Source organism: Streptomyces sp. Inha503 (genome assembly GCF_047215865.1).
Lineage (GTDB): Bacteria > Actinomycetota > Actinomycetes > Streptomycetales > Streptomycetaceae > Streptomyces > Streptomyces lycopersici.
Map to the genome: position 1 here is coordinate 10,011,843 of NZ_CP178360.1, position 24,414 is coordinate 10,036,256.

Here is a 24,414-nt window from a genome sequence, read left to right on the forward strand (position 1 = left end):
CACCGGCCATCCGGGCAAACGGCGTACGGAGCACAGGGCGACAAGGGGCCAGATGCGACAGGTAGTGCGGGAGTTCCAGCAGCAGGCGGACGAAGCCAACTTCATCGCCGTGATCGACGACACGGGCAGCCATACGGCCAGGGAACTGCTCGAGGAGGCCGTACGGCTGGCAGAAGCGCTGTCCGCCGACGCGCCCGACGGACCGGCGGGCGGCGGGCCGGTGGGCACCGTCCTGGTCCAGGCCGACAACTCATGGCGCACCATCGCCGCCACCCTCGCCGTGGGCCTGCGGGGCGGGGTCCTCGCGGTGGTCAATCGGCACACCACACCCGCCGAGTTCGCCGCCGCATGGGAGGACATCCGCCCCGACGCGGTCGTCGCCGAGCCCTCGGCGATGGACGAGTGGGCCGTCCACACCCGGCTCCCCGGCCCGGCCCGGACCGTCCTCGACGGCTGGGCCTGCCGGTCCGCACCCCACCAGCGTGAGGTGGCGCGGTGGTCGGGCGGCGTCCTCATCGGCCTGACCTCCGGCTCCACCGGGCGGCCCAAGGGCGTCGTACAGTCCGAGCCGGCCCTGCGGTACGCCGCCACCAGCACCATCGCCGCCAACGGCCTGGCGCCGGGCGACGCGATCGCCGCGATCGTGCCGCTGTCGTCCACGGCGGCGTACTGCTTCGGGGTCTATCTCTCCCTCGTGCTGCGCGGGCCGCTCGTCCTCACGGGCAAGTGGGACCGGGCGGTCGCACTGCGGCGGATGGCCGACGCGGGCGTCCGCTGGACCATGTGCGTACCGACCATGGCGTTGCAGATGGGCGCCGAAGCGGCCGGCTCCGGCATCCTCCGGGGCGTCCGGTCGATCACCGTGGGCGGCGGGCCCATGGACCGTGGGGCGCTGGCCCGGGCCGAACGGTCCCTGGGCACGAGGATCCTCCGTGTCTTCGGCATGTCCGAGTGCCTGGGCCACACCACGCCGAGCCCCGACGACCCCGAGGAGATCCGGCTCGGCAGGGACGGCCGCCCCTTCCCGGGTACGGACGTGCGCGCGCTGACCCCCGAAGGGGAGGTGGCCGGTCCGGGGGTGATCGGCCGGGCGCAGGTCCGCGGCCCCTCCCTCTTCCTCGGATACGCCCGCGAGGGCAGAACCGATCCACCGGCGCTGACGGAGGACGGCTATCTGCCCACCGGCGACCTGCTGATGGCTCACGAGGACGGCACCATCACCATCATGGGCCGCGAGAAGGACATCATCATCCGGGGCGGCCGCAACATCGACATCACCGAGATAGAGCGCGCGGTCGCCAGCCATCCGCGCGTGGCCAGGGCCTGTGTCACGCCGGTCCCCGACGATGTCCTCGGCGAACGCGTGGCGCTGCTCGTCGTCGCCGAGGACGGTGGCGGTGTCGAACTGGCCGAGGTGACCGGCCATCTGGAGAGCGTGGGTCTGTCCAAGACCAAGTGGCCCGAGTACGTCTACGACGTCGAGGAACTGCCCCAGACGAAGGTCGGCAAGCTCGACCGGGGCGGGGCCCGGGACCTGGCCGTCAGGCTGCACACCCGCGAAGGAGGATCATGACAGCGCGGTTCGACCAGGCCCCATGGGCGACGGCCGGGATCCAGACCGTACAGCCCGGGGTGCACCGCGTGCCGCTGCCACTGCCCAACGACGGCCTGCACGCCGTGAACGTCTACCTCCTGGAGGATCTGGACGACGACGGCGGCATCGTCATGATCGACGGGGGCTGGGCGATCCCCGAGGCGCGCAAGACGCTCGAGGAGGCCCTGGCCGCCATCGACCGCGACCCCGGCGAGATCAGCCACATCCTGGTCACCCATATCCACCGCGACCACTACACCCAGGCGGTGGAACTGCGCCGGCTGCTCGGCTCGCGCGTCTACCTCGGCGCCGGGGAGCGCCCGGGCCTGGAGATGCTCGACCGACTGCGCAGCGACCAGCCCGTGGGTTCGCTGCGGACCCTGCGCGCGGCGGGCGCCGGGGAACTCGCCGACCGCATCGAGGCGATGGAGCACGGCGGCTACGACCCGAGTGTCTGGGAGGCCCCCGATCACTGGCTCGGCGCGGAGACGCTGCGCTTCGGCGAGCGCGAACTGCGTGTCGTGCCCACTCCCGGACACACCAGGGGCCATGTGGTCTTCCTGGACGAACAGCGGGGGCTGGTGTTCTCCGGGGACCACGTCCTGCCGCACATCACCCCGTCCATCGGCTTCGAACTCGCCGAGCCGGGCGGCCATCCGCTCGCCGACTACCTGGACTCGCTGCGGCTGATGACCCGCTACGCCGACGCCCGTCTGCTGCCCGCCCACGGACCGGTCGCCGACTCCACCCACACCCGGGTCGCCGAACTGCTCGCCCACCACGACGACCGGCTGGGCAGGAGTCTGGCGGCGCTGGGCGAGGACACGCTCGACGCCCACGCGGTGGCGCGGAAGCTCGCCTGGACGCGCCGGGCGGTGCCGTTCGGGGAGTTGAGCGCCTTCAACCAGATGCTGGCGATCAACGAGACGGCCGCACACCTGGATGTCCTCGTGCTGCGGGGGAGGGTGACGGCGGCCCGCGCCGACGGTGTGCATCGGTATACGCGCGTGCGATGACGACACCGTACGCACGCCCATCGAATAGATCCGATGACAGTGGGGTAACGAGCGGCTGATCCCGGGCAGTTTGGCGTTCTCTCTCGACAGCAAGGTCGGAATTGCGTATCAATTCATCCGATCACTGAACCCTGTCGAGAGAAGGAAAGGCCATATCATGCAGAGACCGGGCTTAGCCGCGCGCGCCCTCGGCCTCCTGGCCGCGACCGCCGCCGCCCTCGGGGCCTTCGTGGCCACCGGCACCGAGTCCTACGCCGCCCAGTCCACCGCCCAGCCCGCGACGCCCCCCGCCCCCCGCTCCTCCGTCGTCACCTGGGCCTCCAGCGCCTACCCGGCGGGAACCGCCACCCAGGACCTGACCTACCGGTTCGTCGTCCACACCAGCGTCGGCGGCCGGGACCTGCGCATCCGGCTCTCCAACGCCTACGGCGACCAGCCGGTGACCTTCGGCCACGCCTACGCCGGCGTACGCGAGTCCGGGGCGGCGGTCGTGCCCGGCAGCAACGGGCGGCTGACCTTCCGCGGCGCGTCGTCGGTGACCGTACCGGCGGGCGGCGTCGTCTACAGCGATCCGCTGCCGGGCCTCGTCCGGCCCCAGTCCGACCTCGCGATCAGCCTCTACGTGCGCAGCGCGGGCACCCTCGCGACCGGCCACAAGGGGGCCCGCGCGACCCAGTACGTCGCACCGGCCGGCGACCACGCCGCGGAGGAGGGCGCCGCCGCCTACTCCCAGCAGATCACGTCCTGGTACTACCTGGACGCCGCCGTCGTACGGCCCCCGCGCGGCACCGGCGCCGTCGTCGCCTTCGGCGACTCGATCACCGACGGCTCCGCCTCCACCCAGGACACCAACCGCCGCTGGCCGGACTTCCTCGCCCGACGGCTGCTCGCCGACCCCCGCTCCCGGCTCAAGGGCGTCGCCAACGAAGGGATCTCCGGCAACAAGATCCTCGCCGACGGCTCGGCCGAGAGCGCGCTGAAGCGACTCGACCGGGATGTGCTCTCCCAGGCCGGAGTGCGCACGACGATCCTGCTGGAGGGCATCAACGACATCAAGGCCACGCCGGGCCCCACGGCCGACGACCTCATCGCCGGCTACCGGGAGATCATCGCCAGGTCCCACGCGCGTGGCAGGTGCGTGGTCGGGGCGACCGTCATGCCGTACGAGGGCTGGCGGGAGTACGAGGCCGTCGACGAGACGGTCCGCCAACAGGTCAACGCCTACATCCGCACCAGCGGCGAGTTCGACGCGGTCGTCGATTTCGACAAGGCCGTCAGGGACCCCGCGGCGCCCACCCGGATGCTCCCCGCCTACGACGGCGGCGACCACCTCCACCCCAACGACACCGGTATGCGCGTGATGAGCGACGCCATCCCCCTCCGCGCCCTCAACTGCGACCGCTGACCCCCTGACCGCCTGACCCCCTTCACCCCGGGCCGCGGCCTTGCGGTACCGGTCCGGGGTGGAACCGAACTCCCGACATCACCACGGCACGACTCCCTTGTCGTCGAACAGCTGACCGGTGGGGCCGTCGTCGGGCAGAGTCGCCAGTCGGATGGCGATCACCGCGCCCTGCTCAGGGGTCTGAGTACCGCTGAATCCATTGAGGTCGGTGGCCACGTAGCCGGGGCAGGCGTTGTTGATCAGAATGTTGGTGCGGCTCAGCTCCTTGGCGTATTGGATGGTGACGGCGTTGAGGTAGGTCTTCGTCGGCGCGTAGGCCCCGCTGATCCCTCCGAGATCGACATCGGGCGCGGTCTGTAGGGCCAGGGAGCCGACATGGCTGGACTGATTGACGATCCGCGGATGCGCCGAGCGGCACAGCAGCGGCAGCATCGCGTTGGTGACCCGGATGACGCCGATGACGTTGGTCTCCACCAGCCGCCGCACGGTCTCCAGGTCGATGGTCGAAGGCTCCTCCGGCCAACCGCCCGCGACACCGGCGTTGTTGACGAGCACGTCAAGGCGGCCCGCTCGATCCTCGATCAGCCGCACCGCGGCGGTCACGCTCTCGTCGTCGGTGACGTCCAAGGGCACGCCGAACGCGTCGGCGCCCGCCGCGCGCAGTTTCGCCACGGCGTCCATCCCGCGCCGCTCGTCCCGAGCGCCGACACCGACGCTCCAGCCCAATGCGCCCAGCCCGGCCGCGATCTCGTACCCGATTCCCTTGTTCGCGCCGGTGACCAGCGCGATGGTCTTCTCACTCATGACAGCGAGCATGGCCGCGCTCCGGCGGGGCACCAACACCATCTCGGTCATGCAGCGATACCCGGGCGACATCGATCGACCGTCCGCCGCAGTTACTGTGCACGCATGGAAATACGCGAGCTGCGGTACTTCGTCGCCCTTGCCGAGGAACTGCACTTCGGCAAGGCCGCCGAGCGTCTGGAGATAGCCCAGCCGCCCCTGTCCCGTGCCATCGCCGGGCTCGAACGACGGCTCGGCGTCACGCTGCTGGAGCGCACCAGCCGCAAGGTCACGCTCACCGAGGCCGGGGCCGTGCTGCTGTCCGAGGGGCGCGCCATCCTCCGCGCGGTGGCCGCGGCTGAGCGGCGTACCCAGCAGGCCGCGCGGCGGTGCCCCCGCCTGGTCCTCGCCGTCAAATCCGGCACCGCCGACGAGTTGCTGGCCAAGCTCCTCGATGCCTACCGCGCGGAGCCCGGCGCGGCCACCGTCGACCTGTTGCTCTGCGAGGCGCATCAGCAACAGAAACTGCTGCGGAATGGGCAAGCCGATGTTGCCCTGCTGCACCTGCCCTTCGATTCGGCGGTCGGACTCGACACCGAAATCCTGTGTACCGAGCGACAGGTGGCGATCCTGCCCACCTCTCACTCACTCGCCGGCCGCTCACAGCTCCGGGTGGCCGAGGTCGCCGGGTTGTCGGAACCCCCGATGGCTCGCTGGCCCGGCCCGGATGGCACCTATCCGAAGGGACCAGGAGCGGAGGTACGGAACCTGACCCAGCTCTTCCAGCTGATCGCACTCGGCCGGGCCACCGTGATCATCCCCGAGTCCGCCGCCACCGGCCTGCGCCCGGATCTCGCCGCCGTGCCGGTCCTGGACGCTCCGCCCGTGACAACGGTGATCGCCTGGCCCTCGCAGAGTCGGCTTCGCGCGGTCGCCGACCTGATCCGCGTAGCGACGCGTCTTTGACGGCGAGCTGAGATCTCCGGGTGGGCAATCTGAGATCGCAATTGCGCTAAGGTGGGGGTGTGAAGTATCTGCCGGCCATCCTGAGCGAAGATCATCCGAGCCTCAGCGCCACCGAGCGCGCATACGCCACCATCAAGCGCCAGATCATCGAACTCGAACTGGAGCCCGGCGCTCATGTCACCAAGTCGACCCTTGCGCGCCGGGCCGGTGCCAGTACGATGCCCGCCCGGGAGGCCCTGACCCGGCTGCAAAGGGACGGTCTGGTGCAGGCGCTGCCCCGCTCGGGCTACCGCATCCTGCCGGTCACCCTCAAGGGGACCCGTGATCTCTGTGCGTTCCGTCGGCTGCTGGAGGTCGAGGCGGCGGGGCTCGCGGCGGAGATCGGCTGCCCCGAGCGCGATCTCGCCCGGATGGCGGAGCTCCTGTCGGTCACGTACGAGACGGGGGACCCGGCCGGCCTCGACGCGTTCCTCCGCGCCAACCTCGAATTCGACGCGATCATCGCCAACCGATGCGGCAATGACATGCTGGCTCAGGCGGTCGTCCGGGTCTTCGACGAGTTGGAGCGAGTCCTGCGGATCACGCTGAAGTCCCTGCCCTTCTCGGAACCGGCCGCGCACCAGCGGCGGGAGATCCTCGACGCCATCCGGGACCGTGACCCGGCCGCGGCCCGCGCGGCCATGGGCGCCAGAACGCGGGCCGCCCAGGAGCAGATCATCGACCAGCTGGTGTCCCATGCGTCGCTCGCCGAGGTCAGCATCAGCGTCACCTGAGCTCCGCTGAGGGCTCTGCTGTCGCCGGGCGACGAGGTCGTGGTCCCCGCTCCGAGCTATTTCTTCGACGGCATGATCCGCCTGGCGGGAGCCCGCCCGGTGTACGTACCGTCCGACGAGAGCCGCGGCTGGGACCATGTCCCGACGGCCGTCGAGGCCGCGATCACTCCCGCCACCCGAGCGCTGCTGATCTGCAACCCCAACAATCCGACCGGTTATGTGCCCAGCCGGGAGCGGCTGCGTCAGCTTCTGATCGTCGCCGCGCGTCACGGTCTGATCGTCTTCTCCGACGAGTCGTACGAGCGATATGTGTGGGACGGGCCCGGCTATGTGCCCCAAATGCTGCTGCGCGATCACCATCCGGACCTGGTCACCGTGACCAGCCTCAGCAAGAACTACGCCTTCACCAGCTGGCGGGTCGGATATGTGCACGCTCCCGCCCATCTGCTGGAGCCGGTACACCATGCCTTCGAATGGGACGCCATCACGTCTTCGTCGACTGCGCCCCGCTCGGATTCCGCGGGCGCCGGCTGGAGCGGCTGCTGCTGGGCCACGGCCTGACGGCCATCGCGGGAGACGCTTTCGCGGGGCCGGACACCCACGTCCGCATGGTGTACGGGGGATCCGCCGCCGACCTCGATGAAGTGGGGCGGCGGCTCGGGGAGTTGAGGCGGGGGAGCGGGGGCGGCTCGGCGGCCCGCCCGCCCGTCGTGGAATAGCGGGAACGGAAGTCGACGCACGCGGTACGGCAAGGCATCGCACGGGCGATAAAGAGATCTCATGCATTCATTGCTGAGATCTCAGATTTGGCTTATGGTCATCGCAACTGCACGGAGGGGCGGCACGAGGGAGCCCCTTCAGGGCCGCCTTTCAAGGAGCCGAACATGTCAGGACCCGCTTTGACCGATCTCGACGGAAGCTGGCGAGTCGCCGCCGACATCGGCGGGACCTTCACCGATGTCATCGCCCTGGGCCCGGGCGGCCGGGTCGTCCCCGTGAAGGTCCTCTCCACACCGCCGGACTTCGGCAGCGGCGTCCTCGGCGGCACCCGGGCCGCGCTCTCCGCGGCGGACGCGCTCCCGCACCAGGTCACCGCGATGCTGCACGCCACCACGGTGGCCACCAACGCCATCCTGGAGATGCGGGGAGCACGTACCGCCCTGGTGACCACGCGGGGATTCCGGGACGTGCTGGAACTCGGGCGCCTGCGCCGCCCCCTGCTGTACGACCTCTCCTGGCAGCGGCCGACCCCGCTGGTTCCCCGGCGCCACCGCTACGAGATCGACCAGCGCATCACCGCCGACGGTCGCCTCGACCCTCCGGCGGACTCCGCTGAACTGGCGCGGGTGGCAGACGAGATCCGGGCCGCGGGCATCGAGGCGGTGGCGGTGTGCCTGATCAACTCCTATGTCCGTCCAGAGGAGGAGCGCCGGGTCGCCGCCGAACTGCGGGCCCTCCTGCCCGGCACATATGTGACCGCCTCCGTCGACATCACGCCTCAGATGCAGGAGTACGAGCGCACCAGTACCGCGGTCGTCAACAGCTATGTGGGCCCCCAGGTCCATGACTATGTGACGGCGCTCGGCGAGGATCTGCGGGAAGCGGGCGTCTCCGCGCGCTTGATGATCATGCAGTCCAGCGGCGGTCTCCTCGACGCCCCCTCAGTGGTGGGGCGCCCGGTACAGATCATCGAGTCGGGGCCCGCCGCCGGCGTCATCGCCGTACGGAAACTCGCCCAGCTCATGGGGATCGACTCGGTGGTCGCCTTCGACATGGGCGGCACCACGGCCAAGGCATCCCTCATCGAGAACGGGGAACCGTTCGTCGCCGGTGACTACGAGGTCGGCGGGGGCATGAACATCACCAGCGGCATGGGCAAGGGGGCGGGATATGCGCTGCGCGTGCCCTCCATCGACATCGCCGAAGTGGGTGCGGGCGGGGGCAGCGTCATCTCCACCGACGTCGCCGGATCCCTGCGGGTCGGACCGGAGAGCGCCGGGTCCCGGCCCGGTCCCGCCTGCTACGGCAACGGAGGGACCAGCCCCACGCTGACCGACGCCAACGTGGTGCTGGGCTACCTCAGCCCGCGGGCCCTGGCCGGCGGACGGGGTGGCCATCGAGCCGGACCTCGCCCGGCGGGCCATCGCCCCGGTGGCCCACGACCTCGGCGTGGACATCCCGGCGGCCGCGCGCGGAGCCTACGAAGTCGCCGTGTCCAGCATGACCAAGGCCGTCAAGGCCGTCACCAGTGAACGCGGCCGCGATCCGCGGGAGGCGGTCATGGTGGCCTTCGGCGGTGCCGGGCCCCTCTACGGCGCGGCCATCGCCCGGGAACTCGGTATCGACACCGTCATCGTCCCCGTGCACACCGGGCTGTTCAGCAGTCTGGGACTCCTCGTCGCCGACACCGAACGGCAGGCGGTGGCGCCCCACCGGGCGGACCTCGACGCGCTCGACCTGCTCGGCGCGGAGTTCGACCGGATGGCCAAGGAAGTCACCGAGGCCCTGCGGGAGGCCGCCCCCTCGGCGCACACCGAGGTACAGAGGGTCCTCGACATGCGCTACCGCGGCCAGCGGTTCGAGCTGTCCGTCACCGTCCCCGACGGGAAGCCGGCCCCCGGCCTGATGGCCTCCGTACGGCGGCGGTTCCACGCCGAGCACCACCGCACCTACGGCCGCGCCGGGTGGCGGTCGTTGTTCTTCACCGAGGGCCTGTTCACCGTCCTGTCCGGAACCCTGATCTACGGCCTGCTGCCGGACCGGCCCGCCGACGCGAAGTGGCTGACACCCCAGGAGAAGGACGCCATCCAGCGTCGGCTCACCCTGGAAACCGCCCAGCAGAACGCACACGGCGCGCTCACCGGGATGCGTCAGGCGCTTTCCAGCGGACGCGTGTGGATGCTGTCCTTCGCCTTCTTCGCCATCGTCTTCGGGCTGTACCCCATCGCCTTCTTCCTACCGACGATGATCGCCACCCCTACCGGGAACGCCTCCACGATCTCGGACGTCAGCAGTGTGCTGCTCGCGGGCATTCCCTCGGCCATCGCCATCGTCGCCATGCTCGCCCGGGCCAAGGTGGCGGCGCGCCGGTCCGTGGTGTTCTCCACGGCGGTACCCCTGGCCTTCGGCGTCGTGGGCCTGCTGCTGGCCACCTTCACCCACGACGACGTCCTGTTCATCGGGGCGTTCTGCGTCAGCGTCTCCGGCGTCTTCACCTACGCCCTCTTGGCCATCGCCCTCATGCTTGCCGCCGGATTGGTGATCCTGCTGACGGCCGGGCGAAAGGCGGAACAGTCAACCGCCAGGCCCCCTTGCCCCAGCCCCACGACACCGGGAAGACCGGGTGACCGGCCGCACGCTCGGCGTCGTGCGCCGGGGCCTTGCTCCCGGCGCACGACGGTGAGGGGCTATGACACGACGGCGCCACCGGCGGGCTGTTCGTCGCTCTCCGGCTCCTGCGGCGGATGGCTGAGCTGTTCGCGCGTGTAGTTCCAGGCCACCGCGATCAGCGCGGCCACCGGTACGGCGAGCAGACTGCCCACGATCCCGGCCAGACTGCTGCCCAGTGTCACCGCCAGCAGGACGACCGCCGCGTGCAGGCCGAGGCCGCGGCTTTGGATCATGGGCTGGAACACATTGCCCTCCAGCTGCTGCACCGCGATGATGATCGCCAGCGCGATCAGCGCGTCCGTCGGACCGTTGAACACCAGCGCGATGAGCACCGCGACCACACCCGCGAACAAGGCCCCCACGACGGGAATGAACGCGGAGATGAAGGTCAGCACCGCCAGCGGCAGCACCAGCGGTACTCCCAGAGCCCAGAGCCCGAGTCCGATGAGGACGGCGTCGAGCAGACCGACCAGCGCCTGGGAGCGCACGAAGGCGCCGAGGGTGTCCCAGCTGCGCTCGGCCACGGCGGGGATGTCGGTGGCGAGCCGGCCGGGGAGCTGACGGGCGAGCCACGGCAGGAACCGCGGACCGTCCTTGAGGAAGAAGAACATCAAGAAGAGCGCCAGGACGGCGGTGATCACACCGTCGACCACCGTGCTCACACCCGCGACGACAGCGCTGACCAAGCTGCCGGCACTGCTCTGCAACCGGGCGGCCGCGGTGTCGGTGGCCTGAGCGATCTGGGCGTCGTCGATGTTGAGCGGCGGCCCGGCGGCCCATTCGCGCACCCGCTGGATGCCTTCGGTCACACCGTCGGCCAGCTCACCGGACTGGGATGCCACGGGCACCGCGATCAGCGCCACGATACCCGTGGCGACCAGGAGGAACAGCAGGGTCACCACCGAGGCGGCCAGCGCGGGAGGCCACCCCCACCCGCGCAGAAGGCGGGCCAGGGGCCAGGTCAGCGTCGTGAGGAGCAGGCCGACGACGAGCGGCCAGATGACCGACCACATCTGGCCCAGGGCCCACAGGACCGCCGTGGCCATGACGAGGATCAGAAGCAATTCGAGAGAGATGCGCGCCGATACGCGGAGCGCGGCGCGGGTTTTCGTTGAACTCAACGTGCGTGGCATGGGGCCACCCGTACCTCATGAGTGCTGCCCCGCGCTGCCTTTCGGGAGCACCCTAGCCAAAGTCCCAGTGTCCTCACCGGTGTTGGGGGCGGGAGGGCGAGGGGTCCGGTGCGGGGCGCGGGTGCGTATCAGGTTGGGCGGGCGTCCGGCCGGTGCCACGTCGGCCCGCGCGGGTGGGCCGGCCGAGGACGACTCCGGCCAGGACCAGGACCAGTCCGCACAGTTGCTGAACGGTCAGCACCTCCGTGGCGACCGTGGTGCCGAGCAGCACGCCCGTGACGGGGTTGAGCAGCCCGATCAGACCCACGGTGCCCGCGGGCAGGTGGCGCAGCCCGGTGAACCAGACGGTGAAGGCCAGCGCGGTGGCGACCAGGGAGACATAGCCGAAGGCGACGAGCGCCGGTGTGGAGAGGGCGGGCGGAGGGCCCTCCGCCACCGCGGCCGCCGGAAGCAGGAACAGCCCTCCGGCGGTCAGCTGCCAGGCGGTCGAGGCGAGCACATCGGTATCGGCGCTCCACCGCTTGGTCAGGATGTGGCCGAAGGACGACACCAGCATGGCGGCCGTTGAGGCGAGAACTCCCGGTACGCTCACCCCTTCCCTGCCCCTGAGCAGCATGAGGCACACCCCGGCGAGCCCGACCACGGCCCCGGACAGGTGCGCGGTCCGGGGCCGTTCGGACACCAGGGGCCAGGCGATGAGCGTCATCGTCAGCGGGGACACCGCCATGACGGTCGACGCGACGCTCGTCGGCAGCAGCTGGGAGGCGACGTAGACGAGGACGAAGAACACACTCACGTTGAGCGATCCCAGTACCGCGGACCGCCACCACCACGCGCCGTGCGGCCGACGCCACCGGCACAACGCCAGCAGGACGAGCCCCGCGGGCAGCGCCCGCAGAGCGGCTCCGTACAGCGGGCTCCCGGCGGGGAGGAACTCGTGGGTGACGAAGTAGTTGGCTCCCCACGCCACCGGCGCGACCGCGGTCAGCGCCACCCAACGCGCATTAGCTTCCATGGAAGACAAATATAGCTTCCTGGGAAGCTATATTTGTCTTCCATGGAACATCGGCAACCGCAGGACCGCGTGGCCCGCATCCAGGCCGACTGGCGCCGCGAACGGCCCGACGTCGACACCTCTCCGCAGGGAGTGATCGGCCGACTGCACCGCCTGGCGGGCCAACTCACCGAAGAACTCTGCCGCGTATACGGCCGCTACGACCTCACCGAGGGAGAGTTCGACGTCCTGTGCGCACTGCGCCGCGCAGGCGAACCCTATGAACGCGCTCCTGGCGAACTCGCCGCGCACACCATGGTCACCACCGGTGCGATGACCAAGAGGATCGACCGCCTCGAGCGAGCCGGACTCGTCACCCGCCGCCGCTCGGACGACGACCAGCGTGGCAGGATCGTCGCCCTCACCACCCCCGGACGCGAACTGATCGACCAGGCGTTCACCGACCACATGCGCAACGAACGCCACCTGCTGGATCTGCTGACGCCCGCGGAGGCCGAGACGCTCGAAGCACTGCTCACGACCTGGCTCTCCCGCCTGGAAGACGGCCGGCCCGCGTAGGGACGCGCCGCTTCTGGGCCCGGGAGCGGGCCCAGAAGCGGCGGCCTACCGGGATGCCTCGGGATACGCGGCGGTCGCGCGGATTTCGACGAGGAGCCCCGGGCTGGCGAGGCCGCTGACCCCGATGATCGTCCAGGTCGGGTAGGGCGCCTTGACCAGGCGCTGCTTGGCCTCGACGAAGCCGGGCAGATGCCGGCGGATGTCGACGTGGTAGCTGGTGACGTCGACGAGTGCGGACAGATCGAGGTTCTCCAGCCGAAGGATCTCTTCGATCTTCCGGATGGCGATCTCGGTCTGTTCCTCGATGGTGTCCGGGATGGTTCCGTCGGCGCGGCGACCGATCGTTCCGGCGATGAACAGGAGGCCTTGCGCGCGGACCGCGGCGGAGTAGCCGAAGCTCGCGAAGGCGCTGGTGGTCTGCCCGAAGACCGCGTTGTCCTCGGGGATCTCGACGGGGTGGACGGTCATTGTGGTGGTTCCTCTTCCTTGTTGACGGGGCCGTGGGGTCCGTGGGGTCCGTGTGGTCCGTGGGTCCGTGGGGTCAGTCGCCCCAGCGGGACGAACGGCAGGCGTGCTCCAGCCGGGTCCGGCCGAAGGTCTCGCGTTCCCGGAGGAATTCGCCGGGGATCGCGTACCGGGGTGCGTTCTTCGGGTTCTTCGCGGCCTGCGCGACGATCGCGTCGGTGAGCGAGCGGATCATGTCCAGTCGTGGATAGGCGGCGTGCACGGCGTCGGCCTGCTCATCGGTGACCGCTTCCATGTGGTCGGCGCCCAGTGGGCCGCCGAAGTCGAGGGCGACCCCTTCGCGGACGAGCACGCACAGCGTGCCGTGGCGTTCCGCGATACCGGGCGAGGTGTGCAGGGCGATGGCCTGCCAGACCTGGTCGGCGTCGGCCGTGGGCACGCCGCGTTCGACGAGGAACGCGGCGGCCCGGTCGGCGCCTTCGATCTCGAACCGCTGGCTGTGCGGGCCGTCCGGCGCCACGCCGAGGTCGTGCATCGCGCACGCGGCGAACAGCAGGTCGTCGTGGTAGTCGTGGCCGACGGCCAGGCCGAGGCGGCCGGCCACCAGCCGGGCGAACAGGTAACTGCGGATGCTGTGGTTGAACACGGACGGCGTTTCCACCGGCCGGATGAGTTCCATGACGGCGTCGGCAAGCGGTGTGCCGGGCAGCGTGATCAGGTCGGCGGTCGCCTCGCGGGTAGGTCCGGTCATGTCTTCAGCCTGACCGCGACCGCCCTGACCTGGCGAGAGGCAAAATTTCCTCACTTCGCTAGGATCTTGCCATGACAGTGCATCGAGTCGCGGTCCTGGCGCTGGACGGGGTCACCCCGCTCGACCTGGCGATCCCGACGCAGATCTTCACCACCCGGCCGGAAACCCCCTACGAGATGACCCTGTGCGCGCTGGAGCCGAGGGTGACCACCACCGCGGGTTTCGCTCTGGTCGCGGACGGCGGGCTGGAGCAGGTGCGCGGCGCCGACACCGTGATCGTGCCGGGATTCGAACCGATCCACCGGCTGCCGGACGCCGTGCTCGGCATGCTGGCCGAGGCCCGCGACCAAGGCAGACGTGTGGTGTCGATCTGCACGGGCGCCTTCGCGCTGGCCGCGGCGGGCGTGCTGGACGGGCTGCACGCCACGACCCACTGGAAGCACATCGACGACTTCGAGCGGGACTTCCCGGCCGTCACGGTCGACCGCGATGTGCTCTACGTCGACGAGGGCGAGGTGCTCACCTCGGCCGGGGTGTGTTGCGGCATCGACCTGTGTCTGCACCTCGTACGCCGCGACCTGGGGGCGGTGGTGGCGAACGAGATCGCCCGCGGCCTGGTGGCCGCCCCGCACCGGGACGGTGGGCAGGCCCAGTACGTGCCGGCTCCCATCGCGGTGGCCGGGGAGGCGTCGCTGTCCGCTACCCGGGGATGGGCCCTGGACCGGCTCGGCGAGCCGCTCACGCTGCGCGTGCTCGCCCGGCACGCGGGTCTCTCGCAGCGTACTTTCATGCGCCGGTTCACCGAGGAGACGGGCACGACCCCGTTGCGGTGGCTGCTCAACGCCCGCCTCGGCAGGGCGCGTGAACTGCTGGAAACCACGGACCACTCGGTGGATCGGGTGGCACGGGACTGCGGACTGGGCACGGCGGCCAACCTGCGGCTGCACTTCCGGCGCGCACTGGGCACCACCCCCACCGCCTATCGCCGCGCCTTCGGGCGCTCGACGTCGCCCGGTCCGGCCTGCTCACAAGCAGGCCCGCGCGGTTGAGTGCCCGCAGCCGTAGCGGGCGGGACCGTGGACACCCGCTGACCGCTAATCTGGGCCCGTCAGCGAAGATCGCAGAAGGGCGGAGAAGATGGCAGACATCATGGAGACGGCGGCGCGGAAGGTCTTCGACCGCTACGACCTGGACGGGGACGGCCTGGTCACCGCGGACGAATACCGTAAGGTCGTGGCGGAGTTGGAGGGTTCGGAGATCACCGAATCGCAGGCCCAGGAGCTGATCGATTCGCTCGACACCAACGGCGATCGCCAGATGTCCTTCGAGGAGTTCTGGGCGGCCATGAACGGCTGACACCGCCGGGTCGCTCAGCGGGGCCTTTTCGGATGGTCCCGGTGCTCGGTGGCGGTGGAGATCGTGAGCCACAGTTCGGGGTCGAAGTTCTCCGTCGGAAGCTGGGCGACCATGTAGCGGACAGCGATGTCCATCTTGGCCCGCCACACGTGTACCGCCTGGTGGCCGTGGCGCTCCCGTAGCGCGGTGAAGATCGCATGGTTCCAGCGTTCGATGCGGCTGGGGACGTCGGCGTAGTCGAGCCCCAGGATGGAGATGAACATCCGTAGCTGCATCGTCAGCCGCGTGAAGAACAGCGAGGTGTGCCGGAGCCGGGCGGCACGGGCGATCGCATCCTGGAAGCGGAGGTCCGCGTCGGCGATTCGGCTCCGGTCCCGGTGCTGAACCGCCCGGTGTACGTCCGCGAGCGCGATCCGCACGGGCTCCAGCGACTCCGGTTCGAGGGTGGCGAGCCGTCGGAGGAGCACACCGCCGAGTGCGCCTCGCACGGCGTAGACCTCCAGCACCCGCTCCGCTGTCACCATGGGGATGGTGGTGCCCTTGTTGGGCATCAGCTCGACCAGGCCGTCCTCGGCGAGGATGCGCAGGGCGTCCCGGACCGGCCCGCGCGAGAGACCGAGCCGTGCCGCCAGCGGTGCCTCCTTGATCCGCTCGCCGGGTGGGAAGTGACCACTGGCGATCTGCTCCCGCAGTGCGTCCGCCACCCGGTCGGCCGGCCGCGGGCTGCCGGGGCCGTCCACCGCCCGGAGAGCCGGACCGTCCGGGGCGTGGAGGTGAGCGGCTTCGCTCGTCGAGTCGTAAGTAATGTGAGGCACCCACACCAGTGGCCCGGACGGGCTTGCCACCCAGGTCCGTAGCTGGTTCCGGAGATCGCGCAGTACCTCCGGCGCGGGGGCGGCGCCGCCCAGCAGCGCCGCCAACTCGCTCACCCAACCGCGTCGGGCGGGCACGGGATGCAGGTGGAACCGGGGGTGGTCGCGCAACCAGCGGACGAGACGGCTGTCGGTGTGCACCGGTGCGCCCGCCACGATGACATGCGTCTCGCCGTTCGGAGGGGCGAGCCCGTGGAGCCGGTCGAGGAAGTCGAGCAAGTGGGGAAGGTCGGTCGGGTGGTACGGGCGTTCGCCCGGGGCGTTGAGGAGAGTGTCGGCGGCGGCGAGGACCGGGGCCACTTCGGGTCTCCGCCTGCCGCGGTGGCCGGCCGTCGGCCGTGAGCGGCCGGACACCGCGACGGCGCAGGCCCGCAGGGGCGGGGCGAGCAGGAGCCCGGTGAGCTCGCGGTCCCGGCCGGGGAGCCAGTCGCCGGTGGCGGGGCCGGGCTTCAGCGAGCGCAGTATCCGGCTGACCGCGGTCTGGCTCAGGCCGGTCGCCGTGGCGAGGGAGCGGGTGGACCAGGCGGCGGAAGGCACCGGCGGCTCGCTCAGCAGTTGCTTCGCGACGCGGTCGCGGTGTGCCTCGGTGACCGTGCGCGGCCGGCCCGTGCGTTGCCGGTCGGCGAGCCCGTCGAGCCCCTCGGCCAGGAAGCGTGCGCGCCACCTGCCGACCATCTGGGCCGAGACGCCCAGCCGCCGTGCCACCGCCCGGTCGGTCGGTTCCTCGGCGCACGCCAGCACGATCCGGGCCCGAAGCCCTTCGGCTTGGGAGGAATTCCGGCTGTGCGCCCGGGCTTCGAGCGTTCGCCGCTGCGCGCCGGTCAGGGGCACCGGTGTGGCCATCGCCGAAAGGTAACAGAACTTTCGACTCGATTTCATCAACGGCGCTGCTGGCGGGACAGAAACGTTGTTGACAACCCAGGCGCTTCGCATACTTCCTGGCCACTGGCCACGACCACCGCGAGGTGTTGTTCCTGATGACAGTGGAGAAGCCGGTGCTCGACGAGGCACCAGTCAATACGTTTCACAAGCGCATCGTCCTGGTCGCGATGGGCGGGCCATTCTGCGACGGCTATCTGCTCGGCATCATCGCCGTAGCCCTGCCCCAGCTGACCACGCGGCTCGGGCTCGACACGATCGGTTCCGGGCTGGTGGCGGCCTCGGCACTGTTGGGAGTCTTCCTCGGCGGCCTGATCTTCGGGCCGGTCACCGACCGCGTGGGCCGCCGGCTGATGTACGTGCTCAACCTGGTCGTCTTCGTGGTGTGCTCGGTGCTCCAGTTCTGGATCGCCGAGACCTGGCAACTGGTCGCGCTGCGGCTGATCACCGGCATCGCCATCGGCGCGGACTATCCGATCGCGTCGGCGCTGACCGCGGAGCTGGTGCCGCGGAAACTCCGCGGGCCCGCGCTGAGCGGGCTGGTGCTGGCGTGGTGGCTCGGCTACGGGATGAGCTTCTGGGCCGGCTGGGCCATGCGGGGCATCGGCCCGGAGGCGTGGCGGTGGATGCTGGTCAGCGCCGCGGTGCCCGCCGCGCTCTTCCTGGTGTTGCGATCGGGCATTCCCGAGTCACCGCTGTGGCTGGCCTCCCGGGGGCGGCTGGTGGAGGCCCAGAGGATCCTGCTGATGTGTTTCGGCCAGGAGGCCACCTCCGATGAGCTCAACCGGGAGCGGGGGAACAGGCACAACGAGCGCGGTATCGGACTGGGCAACCTGGTGGAGATCTTCCGCCGCGGGTATGGCGTCCCGTTGCTGTTCTGCTCGGTGTTCTGGTTCTGCCAGGTCGCCCCGGCCTATTCGATCCGCACCTTCCAGCCGCAGTTGCTCGAGTCGCTGGGCGTTGGCGACACCTACGCCAGTTCGGCCCTCATCATGGCCATCGCGGTGGTCGGCATCGCGGTGGGCATGGTGTTGGTCAACCGGATGGGGCGGCGGCCATTGCTGATCGCCAGCTTCGTCGGTGCCGTCGCCGCCTTGGTCGCGCTCGGAGTCGTGCCGCACAGTGTCGCGTTCCTGATCGTCGTGTTGTTCGTGCTCTACAACTTCTCCGAAGCCGCGGGCAGCGGGCTCCAGTTCGTGTATCCGAGCGAGCTGTTCCCCACCGATCTGCGCGCCACCGGAGTCGGCTTCGCCACCGCGATGAGCCGGCTCGGGTCGATGGCCAGCACCTTCGTACTGCCCCTCACCACCGACGCGCTGGGCACCGCGGGCACCCTGCTCCTCGGCGCCGGGATCACCGCCGTCGGCCTGCTGGTCACCCTGCTGCTCGCGCCGGAGACGAAGACGCTGTCCCTCGGCCAGAGCAGCACCCGGCCACGGCCTGGCCACCGGGCGCCGGAGCCCGAGGCGACGCCGGGAGGCGGGTCCTGACATGGGACTGAGCGAACGGATCACATCGGCGGAGGTGTACCGGATACTCAATCCGTCGCTCCGCCCCACGGTCGTCCGCCTCCGGACGGACGCCGGGACCGTAGGGCTGGGCGACACGGGCGTCTCCTACGGTGCGGGCACCGAGGCGATGCCCCCGCTGCTCGCCGAACTGCTCCGGACCGCCGTGCTCGGCCGCCCGCTGTCAGCCCGGCACGAGATCCTGCTGGAGCTGACCTACGGGACGTTCTGGGCGAAGCGTGCGGGCTCGCTGTTCGCCGGCGCGGTGAGCGCGATCGATCAGGCACTGCACGACGCGGCCGCGCGGGCGCTCGGTGTCCCGCTGCACGAGCTGCTCGGCGGCCGGGTGCACACGCGGCTGCCCGTCTACGCCAACGGCTGGTACTTCGGGCAGCACTCGGAGGAAGACCGGCTGACCGCCGCGCGGCGTGTGGTCGCCGACGGGCACCGGGCACTGAAGACCTACCCCCTCGTCCGGCAGGACGAGGAGCAGAGGCTGCGTCATCCCAGCCCGGCGCGGTGGGATTCCGCGCTGCTCCGCTCGGCCATCGACCATGTGCGGCGACTGCGCGAACGTGTGGGGGACGATGTACGCCTGATGGTGGACCTCGGCGGTTGCGTGCCGCGGGACCACGCACCGGAGCTGCTCGGCGCGCTGCGCGACCTCGGCGTCGAGTTCGCGGAGGAGCCGTTCGACCCGGCCGACGAGTCGAGTTTGCACTGGCTGCCGACTCCGGCGCCGGTGCCGGTGGCCACCGGGGAACGGCTGACCGGGCTCGCCGCGTTCGACCGTGTGCTGCGCACCGGGGCGGTGAGCATTATCCAGCCGGACGTGTGTCTGGCGGGCGGACACGGCGTCTTCCAGTCCGTGGCGGCACTGGCCCGCGGCCACTCGATCCGCGTCTCCCCGCACAACTGCTCATCCGGCATCGGAACGGCACACACGGTGCAGGCCGCGGCCGCGGTCCCCAACCTCCACTCGGTCGAGACCTTTCCCTATCTGTCGGCGGTCCCCGGATACCGGGAGATCCTCACCGACCCCCTCGAACCCCGAATCGAAGCCGGCCTCCTGACGGTGCCCGACCGCCCGGGGATCGGAGTCGATCTCGACGACACGGTGGCCTCGGCCTTTCTCGTCAAACGGCTCAAGGAGCGGCACATATGAAGCTCATGACCCCCTTCCGCCTGGCACATCTGACGCTGGGCAATCGCATCGTGTCCACCGCCCATTCCGAACAGCTCGCCGTGAACGGGCTGATCACTCCCCATCTGGAGGACTACCACCTCCGCAGGGCCCGCGGCGGAGCCGGGCTGATCATCGCCTTCGGCTCCGCCTCGGTGAGCCCGATGGCGGCGAACAGGTTCAACCCGGCCCTCTGGAACGCCGAGAACGAGCCCGCGCTGCGCCGGATGGCAGACGCCGCACACGCGGCCGGAACCGCGCTCATCGCCCAGGCGACACACCGTGGCGCCCGGGAGGAGATGGAGGACCCGGATCTGGCACACGTCGCGCCCTCCGCCGGAGCCGGGTTCCTCCCCAAGGGCACGCCCCGAGTCCTCTCCGAAGAGGACATCAGGGACCTGGTCCGCGACTACGCGGACGTCGCCGCGCGACTGTACCGCTGTGGCTGGGACGGCATCGAGGTGACGTCGTACGGCACCCATCTGCTCGAACAGTTCTGGAGCCCCGTGCTCAACCAGCGCGATGACCGCTACGGCGGCACGCCCGAGAGGCGTCTGCGGTTCGGCACCGAGGTGCTGCGGGCCGTGCGGGACGCGGTGCCCGGGGACTTCGTGGTGGCGCTGCGCATGTCCCTGGACACCAGGACGAAGCGGCTGGGACTGAGTCGCGAGGACCTGCTCCACATCGCCACCCACTACGACGCGCTCGGTGTCGTCGACCTGTTCGACATCGTCGGCAGCAGCGCGGTGACCGCCGACGGCGCGGTCGGGACGGTGCCGACCGCGGACTATCCCCGGGGGGTGTACCGGGAACTGGCCGCGCGGGCGAAGGCACGTCTGCGCGCGCCCGTACTGGTGGCGGGACGGATCCTGGACGCCCGGGAGGCCGACGACGTGATCGAAGCCGGGGAAGCCGACCTCGTCGGCATGACCCGCGCGATGATCGCCGACCCGCGGCTGGCCGGCAAGGTCGCCGCCGGTGAGCCCGGACTGGTGCGCCCATGCATCTCGATCAACGAGGGATGCCGCCGGGTGGGCGCGTCACTCACGCTCGCGTGCTCGGTCAACCCCGAAGTCGCGCACCCCGAGCTGGCCACGGTGCCCTCGTCGGCGAGGACCGGCACGGCGGTCGTCGTGGGCGCGGGACCGGCGGGTCTGGAAGCGGCCCGCCTCCTGGCGCAGGGCGGGCGGCGCGTCGTACTGCTGGAGCGGGACGAGCGCATCGGCGGCCGCATCGACTGCGCACTGCTCGCCGACCCGGACCAGATCCACCGATACCGGCAGTGGGCAGAGCGGGCACTGGCAGAGCACGGCGTCGGCGTCCGGCTCGGCACCCCGGCCACGCCGTCCGTGCTGGCCGGGCTCTCGCCGGAGCACGTCGTGCACGCGGGCGGCGCCAAGCCCGTACTCCCCGCGTGGCTGGACTCCGCACAGTACGAGGCACACTCCGACGTCGACTGCCTCACCGGAGCGTGGACACCGGGACCGGGTGAGGACGTGGTCGTGTACGACCCGGAGGGCTACAGCGCGGGCACGGTCATCGCGTTGCGGCTCGCCGGGGACATCGCCCGCCGGGTCACCCTGGTCACCCCACTGCCCGCCGCGGCCGGCCGCGTGGAGGGGCCGAACCAGGTCCGCCTCACCAAGCAATTGCTCCGCTCGCCCGTGCGCGTGCTGCCCCACACCGAGCTGGTGCGGAACGACGACGGGACACTGTTCTCGCGCAACGTGATCACGCGGGACGCCGCTGAACTAGGCCGGGACGCTCCGCTGGTCGTGTGCGGATACCGTGCGCCGGAGGACGGGCAACTCCCGGCATGGCGCGCGGCGTGCCCCGACGCGCGCTGGCACGTCGTCGGCGACGCCTCCTCACCCGGACTGATCCGCCACGCGATCACCTCCGGCGCCCGGCTCGCCCATGAAATCCTGCGCCCGCCTCACCGGCCTCGATGACGGGGACCCGGACCGGTGCCCGGGCGGCGCTTGACCTTGCCCCTGAGGGCAAGGTTTAGCGTAAGACGAGGTGAACGGCATGAAGATCAGTGAGCTGGCCCGCCGGGCCGACGTGACGACCAAGGCTGTGCGGTACTACGAGTCGCTGGGGTTGATCACCCCCGAGCGCCTCGCCAACGGCTACCGGGACTACGACGAGACCGACGTACGCCTCGTGCGTGAGATCAAGGCCCTCCACCGGCTGGGAATCCCTGTCGAGGGCACCCGGCCGTTCCTCGAGTGCCTGGCCGCCGGACGTCCGCACGCGGACGACTGCCCGGCCTCCCTGGCCGGCTACCGACAGGCGGTCGACGAGCTCACCGAGCGCATCGAGGCCCTGACCGCGCGCCGCGCGACGCTGATCACCAACCTGAACGCCGCCGCCCACCGGGGCAGCGGCGTCACACCGCCTACGCGCCCCGAAACCGGAGGTGAGACCTATCTGACGCTACCCGCCGACCTGCCCGCACCCACGGACAACGGCGCCGCGGACCACCTGCCCGGCACGCAGGTACCGCCGGTCTCCTTGCTCAACACGGCGGGCAAGGCGATCAGGCTGGACGCACTCGGCCCCCGCCGCACGGTGATCTACATCTACCCCCTCACCGGCCGCCCCGGCACCGATCTGCCCGAGGGCTGGAACTCCATCCCCGGAGCCCGCGGCTGCACCCCCGAGGCATGCGGCTTCCGCGACCACTTCCAAGACCTCCTCGAAGCCGGAGCGGGACGGGTGTACGGGCTGTCCAGCCAGGACACCGACTACCAGAACGAGGTCGTGGAACGGCTCGGACTGCCCTTCGACATGCTCTCCGACCCCGCCCTCGGCCTGGCCGACACCCTCGGCCTGCCCACCTTCGAGGCCGGTGGGACGCGGCTGTTCACACGGCTCACACTGGTCATCCGCCACGGCGAGATCGAGCACGCCTTCTACCCGGTCTTCCCGCCGGACGAACACGCTCAGCAGGTCCTGACCTGGCTGCGGGAGAACCCCTGTAGGTCACCCTGACCCCGCAGGGCCTCCTCGCCACCCCGCTGCCCTTCGAGTACGACCCGGACGCCGGGGAACACGGTGCCCTCATCGGGCACATGGCACGCGGCAACGACCACTGGCGGCAGCCGGCCCAGGGCGAGGCCATGATCGCCCATGTGTACGGAGAGCTCGTCGTGCACGACGATCCGGTCTGGACCGAGGCGCGGATCCGCCGCCTGACCGACCACTGCCGCGCCGCCGCGGCCAGCGGATACTGGGGCGCATGCGTATCGACTTCGATCCCGAGACCATGGGCTCCACCCCCTTCTACAAGCTGCTGACCTCGGTCGTCGTGCCCCGGCCGATCGCTTGGGTGTCGACCGTCGGCCAGGACGGTGCCGCGAACCTCGCCCCGCATTCGTTCTTCACCGTCGCGGCCGTGGCCCCGCCCGTCGTGCAGTTCACCTCCGTGGGGCGTAAGGATTCGCTGCGGAATGTCGAGGACACCGGGGAGTTCGTGGTGAACCTCGCCCCCGAGGGGTTGTTCGAGCAGGTCAACGCGACCGCTACGGACTTTCCGCACGGGGTGAGCGAGTTCGAGGCGGTGGGGGTGGAGCAGGAGGCGAGCTTGCGGGTGAAGCCGCCTCGGGTGGCGGGGTCGCCGGTGGCGCTGGAGTGTGTGGTGCACAGCACGATGGGGTTCGGGAACTCGACGGTGGTCTTCGGGCGGGTGGTGCATGCCGCGATCGACGAGGAGGCGATGGTCGACGGGCATGCCGAGGTCACCAGGTTGCGGCCGCTGTCCCGGCTGGGGAAGAACGAATGGGGCACGGTCGGTGAGGTGCTGGATCTCGCCCGGATCCGTTACGCGGACTGGGAGGGCCAGGCGCCGGAGAAGGCGTGAGGTCACGGGCCACAGGAAGGGGCCGTGGTGGTGGAGAGCGTGGTGTTCGACATCGGCTCGACCCTCGTCCGTGAGGACCGCTACTGGGGCTCCTGGGCCGACTGGCTCGGGGTGCCCCGGCACACTCTGTCCGCGCTGGTGGGGGCCGTCGTGGCGCAGGGGCGGGACGACGGGGACGCCATCCGGCTGCTGCGGCCGGGCGGCGTGGACATCGACGCCGAGCGCCGGGCGCGGGAGGCGGCGGGGCGGGGGGAGTGGCTGGACGAGTCCGATCTGTACCCGGACGTACGGTCCGCGCTCGGCGCGCTGCGGCAGTCCGGGCTGCGGGTGGTCCTGGCCGGGAACCAGTCGCTGCGGATGGGGGAGCTGCTGCGGGGAATGGGGCTGCCGGTCGACGCCGTGGCGACGTCCAGTGGATGGGGGGTCGTCAAGCCCGATCCGGAGTTCTTCCGGCGGGTGCTGGAGCTCGGCGGCGCCGCGCCGGGGGACACGGTGTACGTGGGGGACTACCCGGCCTTCGACATCCGCCCGGCGAAGGCCGCCGGGCTGCGGGCCGCGCATATCCGCCGGGGGCCGTGGGCCTATCTGTGGGCCGATACGGCCGACGCGGCGATGGCGGACTGGCGGATCGACTCGTTGAGCGAGCTGGTGGAGATCGTCACCGGACCGTCGGGGTCATCGTCCCCGTAAGGCCGCGGCTCAGGGCAGGGGTGTGCGCTGGGTGAGGAATTCACACCCGGTGTGATGCGAATGCTTGCATATATCTACCGCACACCCTTCCCCGCTGCCCGGCATGGCGCTTGACTCGTCCCATGCCGCTCAGGGGCGCCAGACCTGAGCGAAGGGGCCGCCGGACTCCTCCCTCCTCGGCCGGCGGCCCATCTCCCTGCCCATGCTGGGGA

General features: G+C 70.7%; 24 protein-coding genes. 18 read left to right on the forward strand and 6 right to left on the reverse strand.

Translation table 11 applies throughout. The annotated features are described in order from the left end of the window. The first annotated feature begins 52 nt into the window (after positions 1 to 52). The 3 genes from ACJX2R_RS41955 to ACJX2R_RS41965 all read left to right on the forward strand — a co-directional run bounded on the left by ACJX2R_RS41955 (position 53) and on the right by ACJX2R_RS41965 (position 4,015). Positions 53 to 1,573, forward strand: coding sequence for a class I adenylate-forming enzyme family protein (locus ACJX2R_RS41955; protein ID WP_413104339.1), 1,521 nt, complete (start codon positions 53 to 55; stop codon positions 1,571 to 1,573). Continuing rightward, complete coding sequence (locus tag ACJX2R_RS41960) at positions 1,570 to 2,610, forward strand: MBL fold metallo-hydrolase (protein WP_413104340.1); 1,041 nt, start codon at positions 1,570 to 1,572, stop codon at positions 2,608 to 2,610. The genes ACJX2R_RS41955 and ACJX2R_RS41960 overlap by 4 nt, the downstream gene beginning before the upstream one ends. 157 nt (positions 2,611 to 2,767) lie before the next feature. Continuing rightward, positions 2,768 to 4,015 (forward strand): SGNH/GDSL hydrolase family protein, encoded by a 1,248-nt coding sequence (locus tag ACJX2R_RS41965; RefSeq protein ID WP_413104341.1) that lies wholly within the window; start codon positions 2,768 to 2,770, stop codon positions 4,013 to 4,015. A 78-nt stretch (positions 4,016 to 4,093) separates the two neighbouring features. Here ACJX2R_RS41965 and ACJX2R_RS41970 read toward each other — a convergent pair whose 3' ends face one another. Then, a complete protein-coding gene (locus ACJX2R_RS41970; protein ID WP_413106085.1) occupies positions 4,094 to 4,831 on the reverse strand; it encodes an SDR family oxidoreductase in 738 nt (245 codons plus the stop codon). A 93-nt stretch (positions 4,832 to 4,924) separates the two neighbouring features. On the opposite strand from ACJX2R_RS41970, the gene ACJX2R_RS41975 reads away from it, so the two are divergent. The 5 genes from ACJX2R_RS41975 to ACJX2R_RS41995 all read left to right on the forward strand — a co-directional run bounded on the left by ACJX2R_RS41975 (position 4,925) and on the right by ACJX2R_RS41995 (position 10,026). After that, positions 4,925 to 5,764, forward strand: a complete 840-nt coding sequence (locus ACJX2R_RS41975; RefSeq protein ID WP_413104342.1) for a LysR family transcriptional regulator — start codon at positions 4,925 to 4,927, stop codon at positions 5,762 to 5,764. 59 nt (positions 5,765 to 5,823) lie between these two features. After that, positions 5,824 to 6,537, forward strand: a complete 714-nt coding sequence (locus tag ACJX2R_RS41980) for a GntR family transcriptional regulator (RefSeq protein WP_413104343.1) — start codon at positions 5,824 to 5,826, stop codon at positions 6,535 to 6,537. A 39-nt stretch (positions 6,538 to 6,576) separates the two neighbouring features. Further along, on the forward strand, positions 6,577 to 7,098 hold the full coding sequence (locus ACJX2R_RS41985) for an aminotransferase class I/II-fold pyridoxal phosphate-dependent enzyme (protein ID WP_413104344.1): 522 nt from the start codon (positions 6,577 to 6,579) through the stop codon (positions 7,096 to 7,098). Positions 7,099 to 7,421: 323 nt separating this feature from the next. Further along, on the forward strand, positions 7,422 to 8,789 hold the full coding sequence (locus ACJX2R_RS41990; RefSeq protein ID WP_413104345.1) for a hydantoinase/oxoprolinase family protein: 1,368 nt from the start codon (positions 7,422 to 7,424) through the stop codon (positions 8,787 to 8,789). Continuing rightward, positions 8,707 to 10,026: an MFS transporter gene (locus ACJX2R_RS41995; RefSeq protein ID WP_413106086.1), complete on the forward strand. Its 1,320-nt coding sequence runs from the start codon at positions 8,707 to 8,709 to the stop codon at positions 10,024 to 10,026. The genes ACJX2R_RS41990 and ACJX2R_RS41995 overlap by 83 nt, the downstream gene beginning before the upstream one ends. Here ACJX2R_RS41995 and ACJX2R_RS42000 read toward each other — a convergent pair. After that, positions 9,945 to 11,060 (reverse strand): AI-2E family transporter, encoded by a 1,116-nt coding sequence (locus tag ACJX2R_RS42000; protein ID WP_413104346.1) that lies wholly within the window; start codon positions 11,058 to 11,060, stop codon positions 9,945 to 9,947. The two genes, ACJX2R_RS41995 and ACJX2R_RS42000, sit on opposite strands and share 82 nt — an antisense overlap. Positions 11,061 to 11,133: 73 nt before the next feature. Next, a complete protein-coding gene (locus tag ACJX2R_RS42005) occupies positions 11,134 to 12,075 on the reverse strand; it encodes an EamA family transporter (RefSeq protein ID WP_413104347.1) in 942 nt (313 codons plus the stop codon). A 42-nt stretch (positions 12,076 to 12,117) separates the two neighbouring features. Between ACJX2R_RS42005 and ACJX2R_RS42010 the strand changes: the two genes are divergently transcribed. Further along, complete coding sequence (locus tag ACJX2R_RS42010) at positions 12,118 to 12,633, forward strand: MarR family winged helix-turn-helix transcriptional regulator (RefSeq protein WP_413104348.1); 516 nt, start codon at positions 12,118 to 12,120, stop codon at positions 12,631 to 12,633. Positions 12,634 to 12,678: 45 nt separating this feature from the next. Here the strand turns inward: ACJX2R_RS42010 and ACJX2R_RS42015 are convergent, their stop codons facing one another. Both ACJX2R_RS42015 and ACJX2R_RS42020 read right to left on the reverse strand, forming a co-directional pair. Then, the gene (locus ACJX2R_RS42015; protein ID WP_413104349.1) at positions 12,679 to 13,101 is read right to left on the reverse strand and encodes a RidA family protein; all 423 of its coding nucleotides are present in this window, start codon (positions 13,099 to 13,101) and stop codon (positions 12,679 to 12,681) included. 73 nt (positions 13,102 to 13,174) lie between these two features. Further along, positions 13,175 to 13,849 (reverse strand): HD domain-containing protein, encoded by a 675-nt coding sequence (locus ACJX2R_RS42020; protein ID WP_413104350.1) that lies wholly within the window; start codon positions 13,847 to 13,849, stop codon positions 13,175 to 13,177. Positions 13,850 to 13,920: 71 nt separating this feature from the next. On the opposite strand from ACJX2R_RS42020, the gene ACJX2R_RS42025 reads away from it, so the two are divergent. Then, positions 13,921 to 14,898, forward strand: coding sequence for a GlxA family transcriptional regulator (locus ACJX2R_RS42025; protein WP_413104351.1), 978 nt, complete (start codon positions 13,921 to 13,923; stop codon positions 14,896 to 14,898). 88 nt (positions 14,899 to 14,986) lie between these two features. Then, the gene (locus ACJX2R_RS42030; RefSeq protein WP_317259574.1) at positions 14,987 to 15,205 is read left to right on the forward strand and encodes an EF-hand domain-containing protein; all 219 of its coding nucleotides are present in this window, start codon (positions 14,987 to 14,989) and stop codon (positions 15,203 to 15,205) included. 14 nt (positions 15,206 to 15,219) lie between these two features. On the opposite strand, the gene ACJX2R_RS42035 is transcribed toward ACJX2R_RS42030, so the two are convergent. Then, positions 15,220 to 16,920, reverse strand: coding sequence for a GntR family transcriptional regulator (locus ACJX2R_RS42035; protein WP_413104352.1), 1,701 nt, complete (start codon positions 16,918 to 16,920; stop codon positions 15,220 to 15,222). 134 nt (positions 16,921 to 17,054) lie between these two features. On the opposite strand from ACJX2R_RS42035, the gene ACJX2R_RS42040 reads away from it, so the two are divergent. The 7 genes from ACJX2R_RS42040 to ACJX2R_RS42070 all read left to right on the forward strand — a co-directional run bounded on the left by ACJX2R_RS42040 (position 17,055) and on the right by ACJX2R_RS42070 (position 24,202). Continuing rightward, positions 17,055 to 18,446: an MFS transporter gene (locus tag ACJX2R_RS42040; RefSeq protein WP_413104353.1), complete on the forward strand. Its 1,392-nt coding sequence runs from the start codon at positions 17,055 to 17,057 to the stop codon at positions 18,444 to 18,446. 1 nt (position 18,447) lies between these two features. Next, positions 18,448 to 19,629: a mandelate racemase/muconate lactonizing enzyme family protein gene (locus ACJX2R_RS42045; RefSeq protein WP_413104354.1), complete on the forward strand. Its 1,182-nt coding sequence runs from the start codon at positions 18,448 to 18,450 to the stop codon at positions 19,627 to 19,629. Continuing rightward, positions 19,626 to 21,599 carry an NAD(P)-binding protein gene (locus ACJX2R_RS42050; RefSeq protein ID WP_413104355.1) on the forward strand — a complete coding sequence of 658 codons (1,974 nt, stop codon included), beginning with the start codon at positions 19,626 to 19,628 and terminating at the stop codon, positions 21,597 to 21,599. The genes ACJX2R_RS42045 and ACJX2R_RS42050 overlap by 4 nt, the downstream gene beginning before the upstream one ends. A 79-nt stretch (positions 21,600 to 21,678) precedes the next feature. Beyond that, positions 21,679 to 22,644, forward strand: a complete 966-nt coding sequence (locus tag ACJX2R_RS42055) for a MerR family transcriptional regulator (protein WP_413104356.1) — start codon at positions 21,679 to 21,681, stop codon at positions 22,642 to 22,644. 26 nt (positions 22,645 to 22,670) lie between these two features. Next, complete coding sequence (locus tag ACJX2R_RS42060) at positions 22,671 to 22,949, forward strand: FMN-binding negative transcriptional regulator (RefSeq protein WP_413106087.1); 279 nt, start codon at positions 22,671 to 22,673, stop codon at positions 22,947 to 22,949. Further along, entirely contained in the window at positions 22,892 to 23,512 is a 621-nt protein-coding gene (locus ACJX2R_RS42065) for a flavin reductase family protein (protein WP_413104357.1), read from the forward strand. The genes ACJX2R_RS42060 and ACJX2R_RS42065 overlap by 58 nt, the downstream gene beginning before the upstream one ends. 27 nt (positions 23,513 to 23,539) lie before the next feature. After that, positions 23,540 to 24,202: an HAD family hydrolase gene (locus ACJX2R_RS42070; RefSeq protein ID WP_413106088.1), complete on the forward strand. Its 663-nt coding sequence runs from the start codon at positions 23,540 to 23,542 to the stop codon at positions 24,200 to 24,202. Positions 24,203 to 24,414 lie beyond the last annotated feature (212 nt).

Bases quoted from the DNA above. Each gene is read 5' to 3' on its own strand.
- ACJX2R_RS41955 (WP_413104339.1), top strand. From the start codon at position 53: ATGCGACAGGTAGTGCGGGAGTTCCAGCAGCAGGCGGACGAAGCCAAC.
- ACJX2R_RS41960 (WP_413104340.1), top strand. From the start codon at position 1,570: ATGACAGCGCGGTTCGACCAGGCCCCATGGGCGACGGCCGGGATCCAG.
- ACJX2R_RS41965 (WP_413104341.1), top strand. From the start codon at position 2,768: ATGCAGAGACCGGGCTTAGCCGCGCGCGCCCTCGGCCTCCTGGCCGCG.
- ACJX2R_RS41970 (WP_413106085.1), bottom strand. From the start codon at position 4,831: ATGCTCGCTGTCATGAGTGAGAAGACCATCGCGCTGGTCACCGGCGCG.
- ACJX2R_RS41975 (WP_413104342.1), top strand. From the start codon at position 4,925: ATGGAAATACGCGAGCTGCGGTACTTCGTCGCCCTTGCCGAGGAACTG.
- ACJX2R_RS41990 (WP_413104345.1), top strand. From the start codon at position 7,422: ATGTCAGGACCCGCTTTGACCGATCTCGACGGAAGCTGGCGAGTCGCC.
- ACJX2R_RS42000 (WP_413104346.1), bottom strand. From the start codon at position 11,060: ATGCCACGCACGTTGAGTTCAACGAAAACCCGCGCCGCGCTCCGCGTA.
- ACJX2R_RS42005 (WP_413104347.1), bottom strand. From the start codon at position 12,075: ATGGAAGCTAATGCGCGTTGGGTGGCGCTGACCGCGGTCGCGCCGGTG.
- ACJX2R_RS42010 (WP_413104348.1), top strand. From the start codon at position 12,118: ATGGAACATCGGCAACCGCAGGACCGCGTGGCCCGCATCCAGGCCGAC.
- ACJX2R_RS42015 (WP_413104349.1), bottom strand. From the start codon at position 13,101: ATGACCGTCCACCCCGTCGAGATCCCCGAGGACAACGCGGTCTTCGGG.
- ACJX2R_RS42020 (WP_413104350.1), bottom strand. From the start codon at position 13,849: ATGACCGGACCTACCCGCGAGGCGACCGCCGACCTGATCACGCTGCCC.
- ACJX2R_RS42025 (WP_413104351.1), top strand. From the start codon at position 13,921: ATGACAGTGCATCGAGTCGCGGTCCTGGCGCTGGACGGGGTCACCCCG.
- ACJX2R_RS42030 (WP_317259574.1), top strand. From the start codon at position 14,987: ATGGCAGACATCATGGAGACGGCGGCGCGGAAGGTCTTCGACCGCTAC.
- ACJX2R_RS42035 (WP_413104352.1), bottom strand. From the start codon at position 16,920: ATGGCCACACCGGTGCCCCTGACCGGCGCGCAGCGGCGAACGCTCGAA.
- ACJX2R_RS42040 (WP_413104353.1), top strand. From the start codon at position 17,055: ATGACAGTGGAGAAGCCGGTGCTCGACGAGGCACCAGTCAATACGTTT.
- ACJX2R_RS42045 (WP_413104354.1), top strand. From the start codon at position 18,448: ATGGGACTGAGCGAACGGATCACATCGGCGGAGGTGTACCGGATACTC.
- ACJX2R_RS42050 (WP_413104355.1), top strand. From the start codon at position 19,626: ATGAAGCTCATGACCCCCTTCCGCCTGGCACATCTGACGCTGGGCAAT.
- ACJX2R_RS42055 (WP_413104356.1), top strand. From the start codon at position 21,679: ATGAAGATCAGTGAGCTGGCCCGCCGGGCCGACGTGACGACCAAGGCT.
- ACJX2R_RS42065 (WP_413104357.1), top strand. From the start codon at position 22,892: ATGCGTATCGACTTCGATCCCGAGACCATGGGCTCCACCCCCTTCTAC.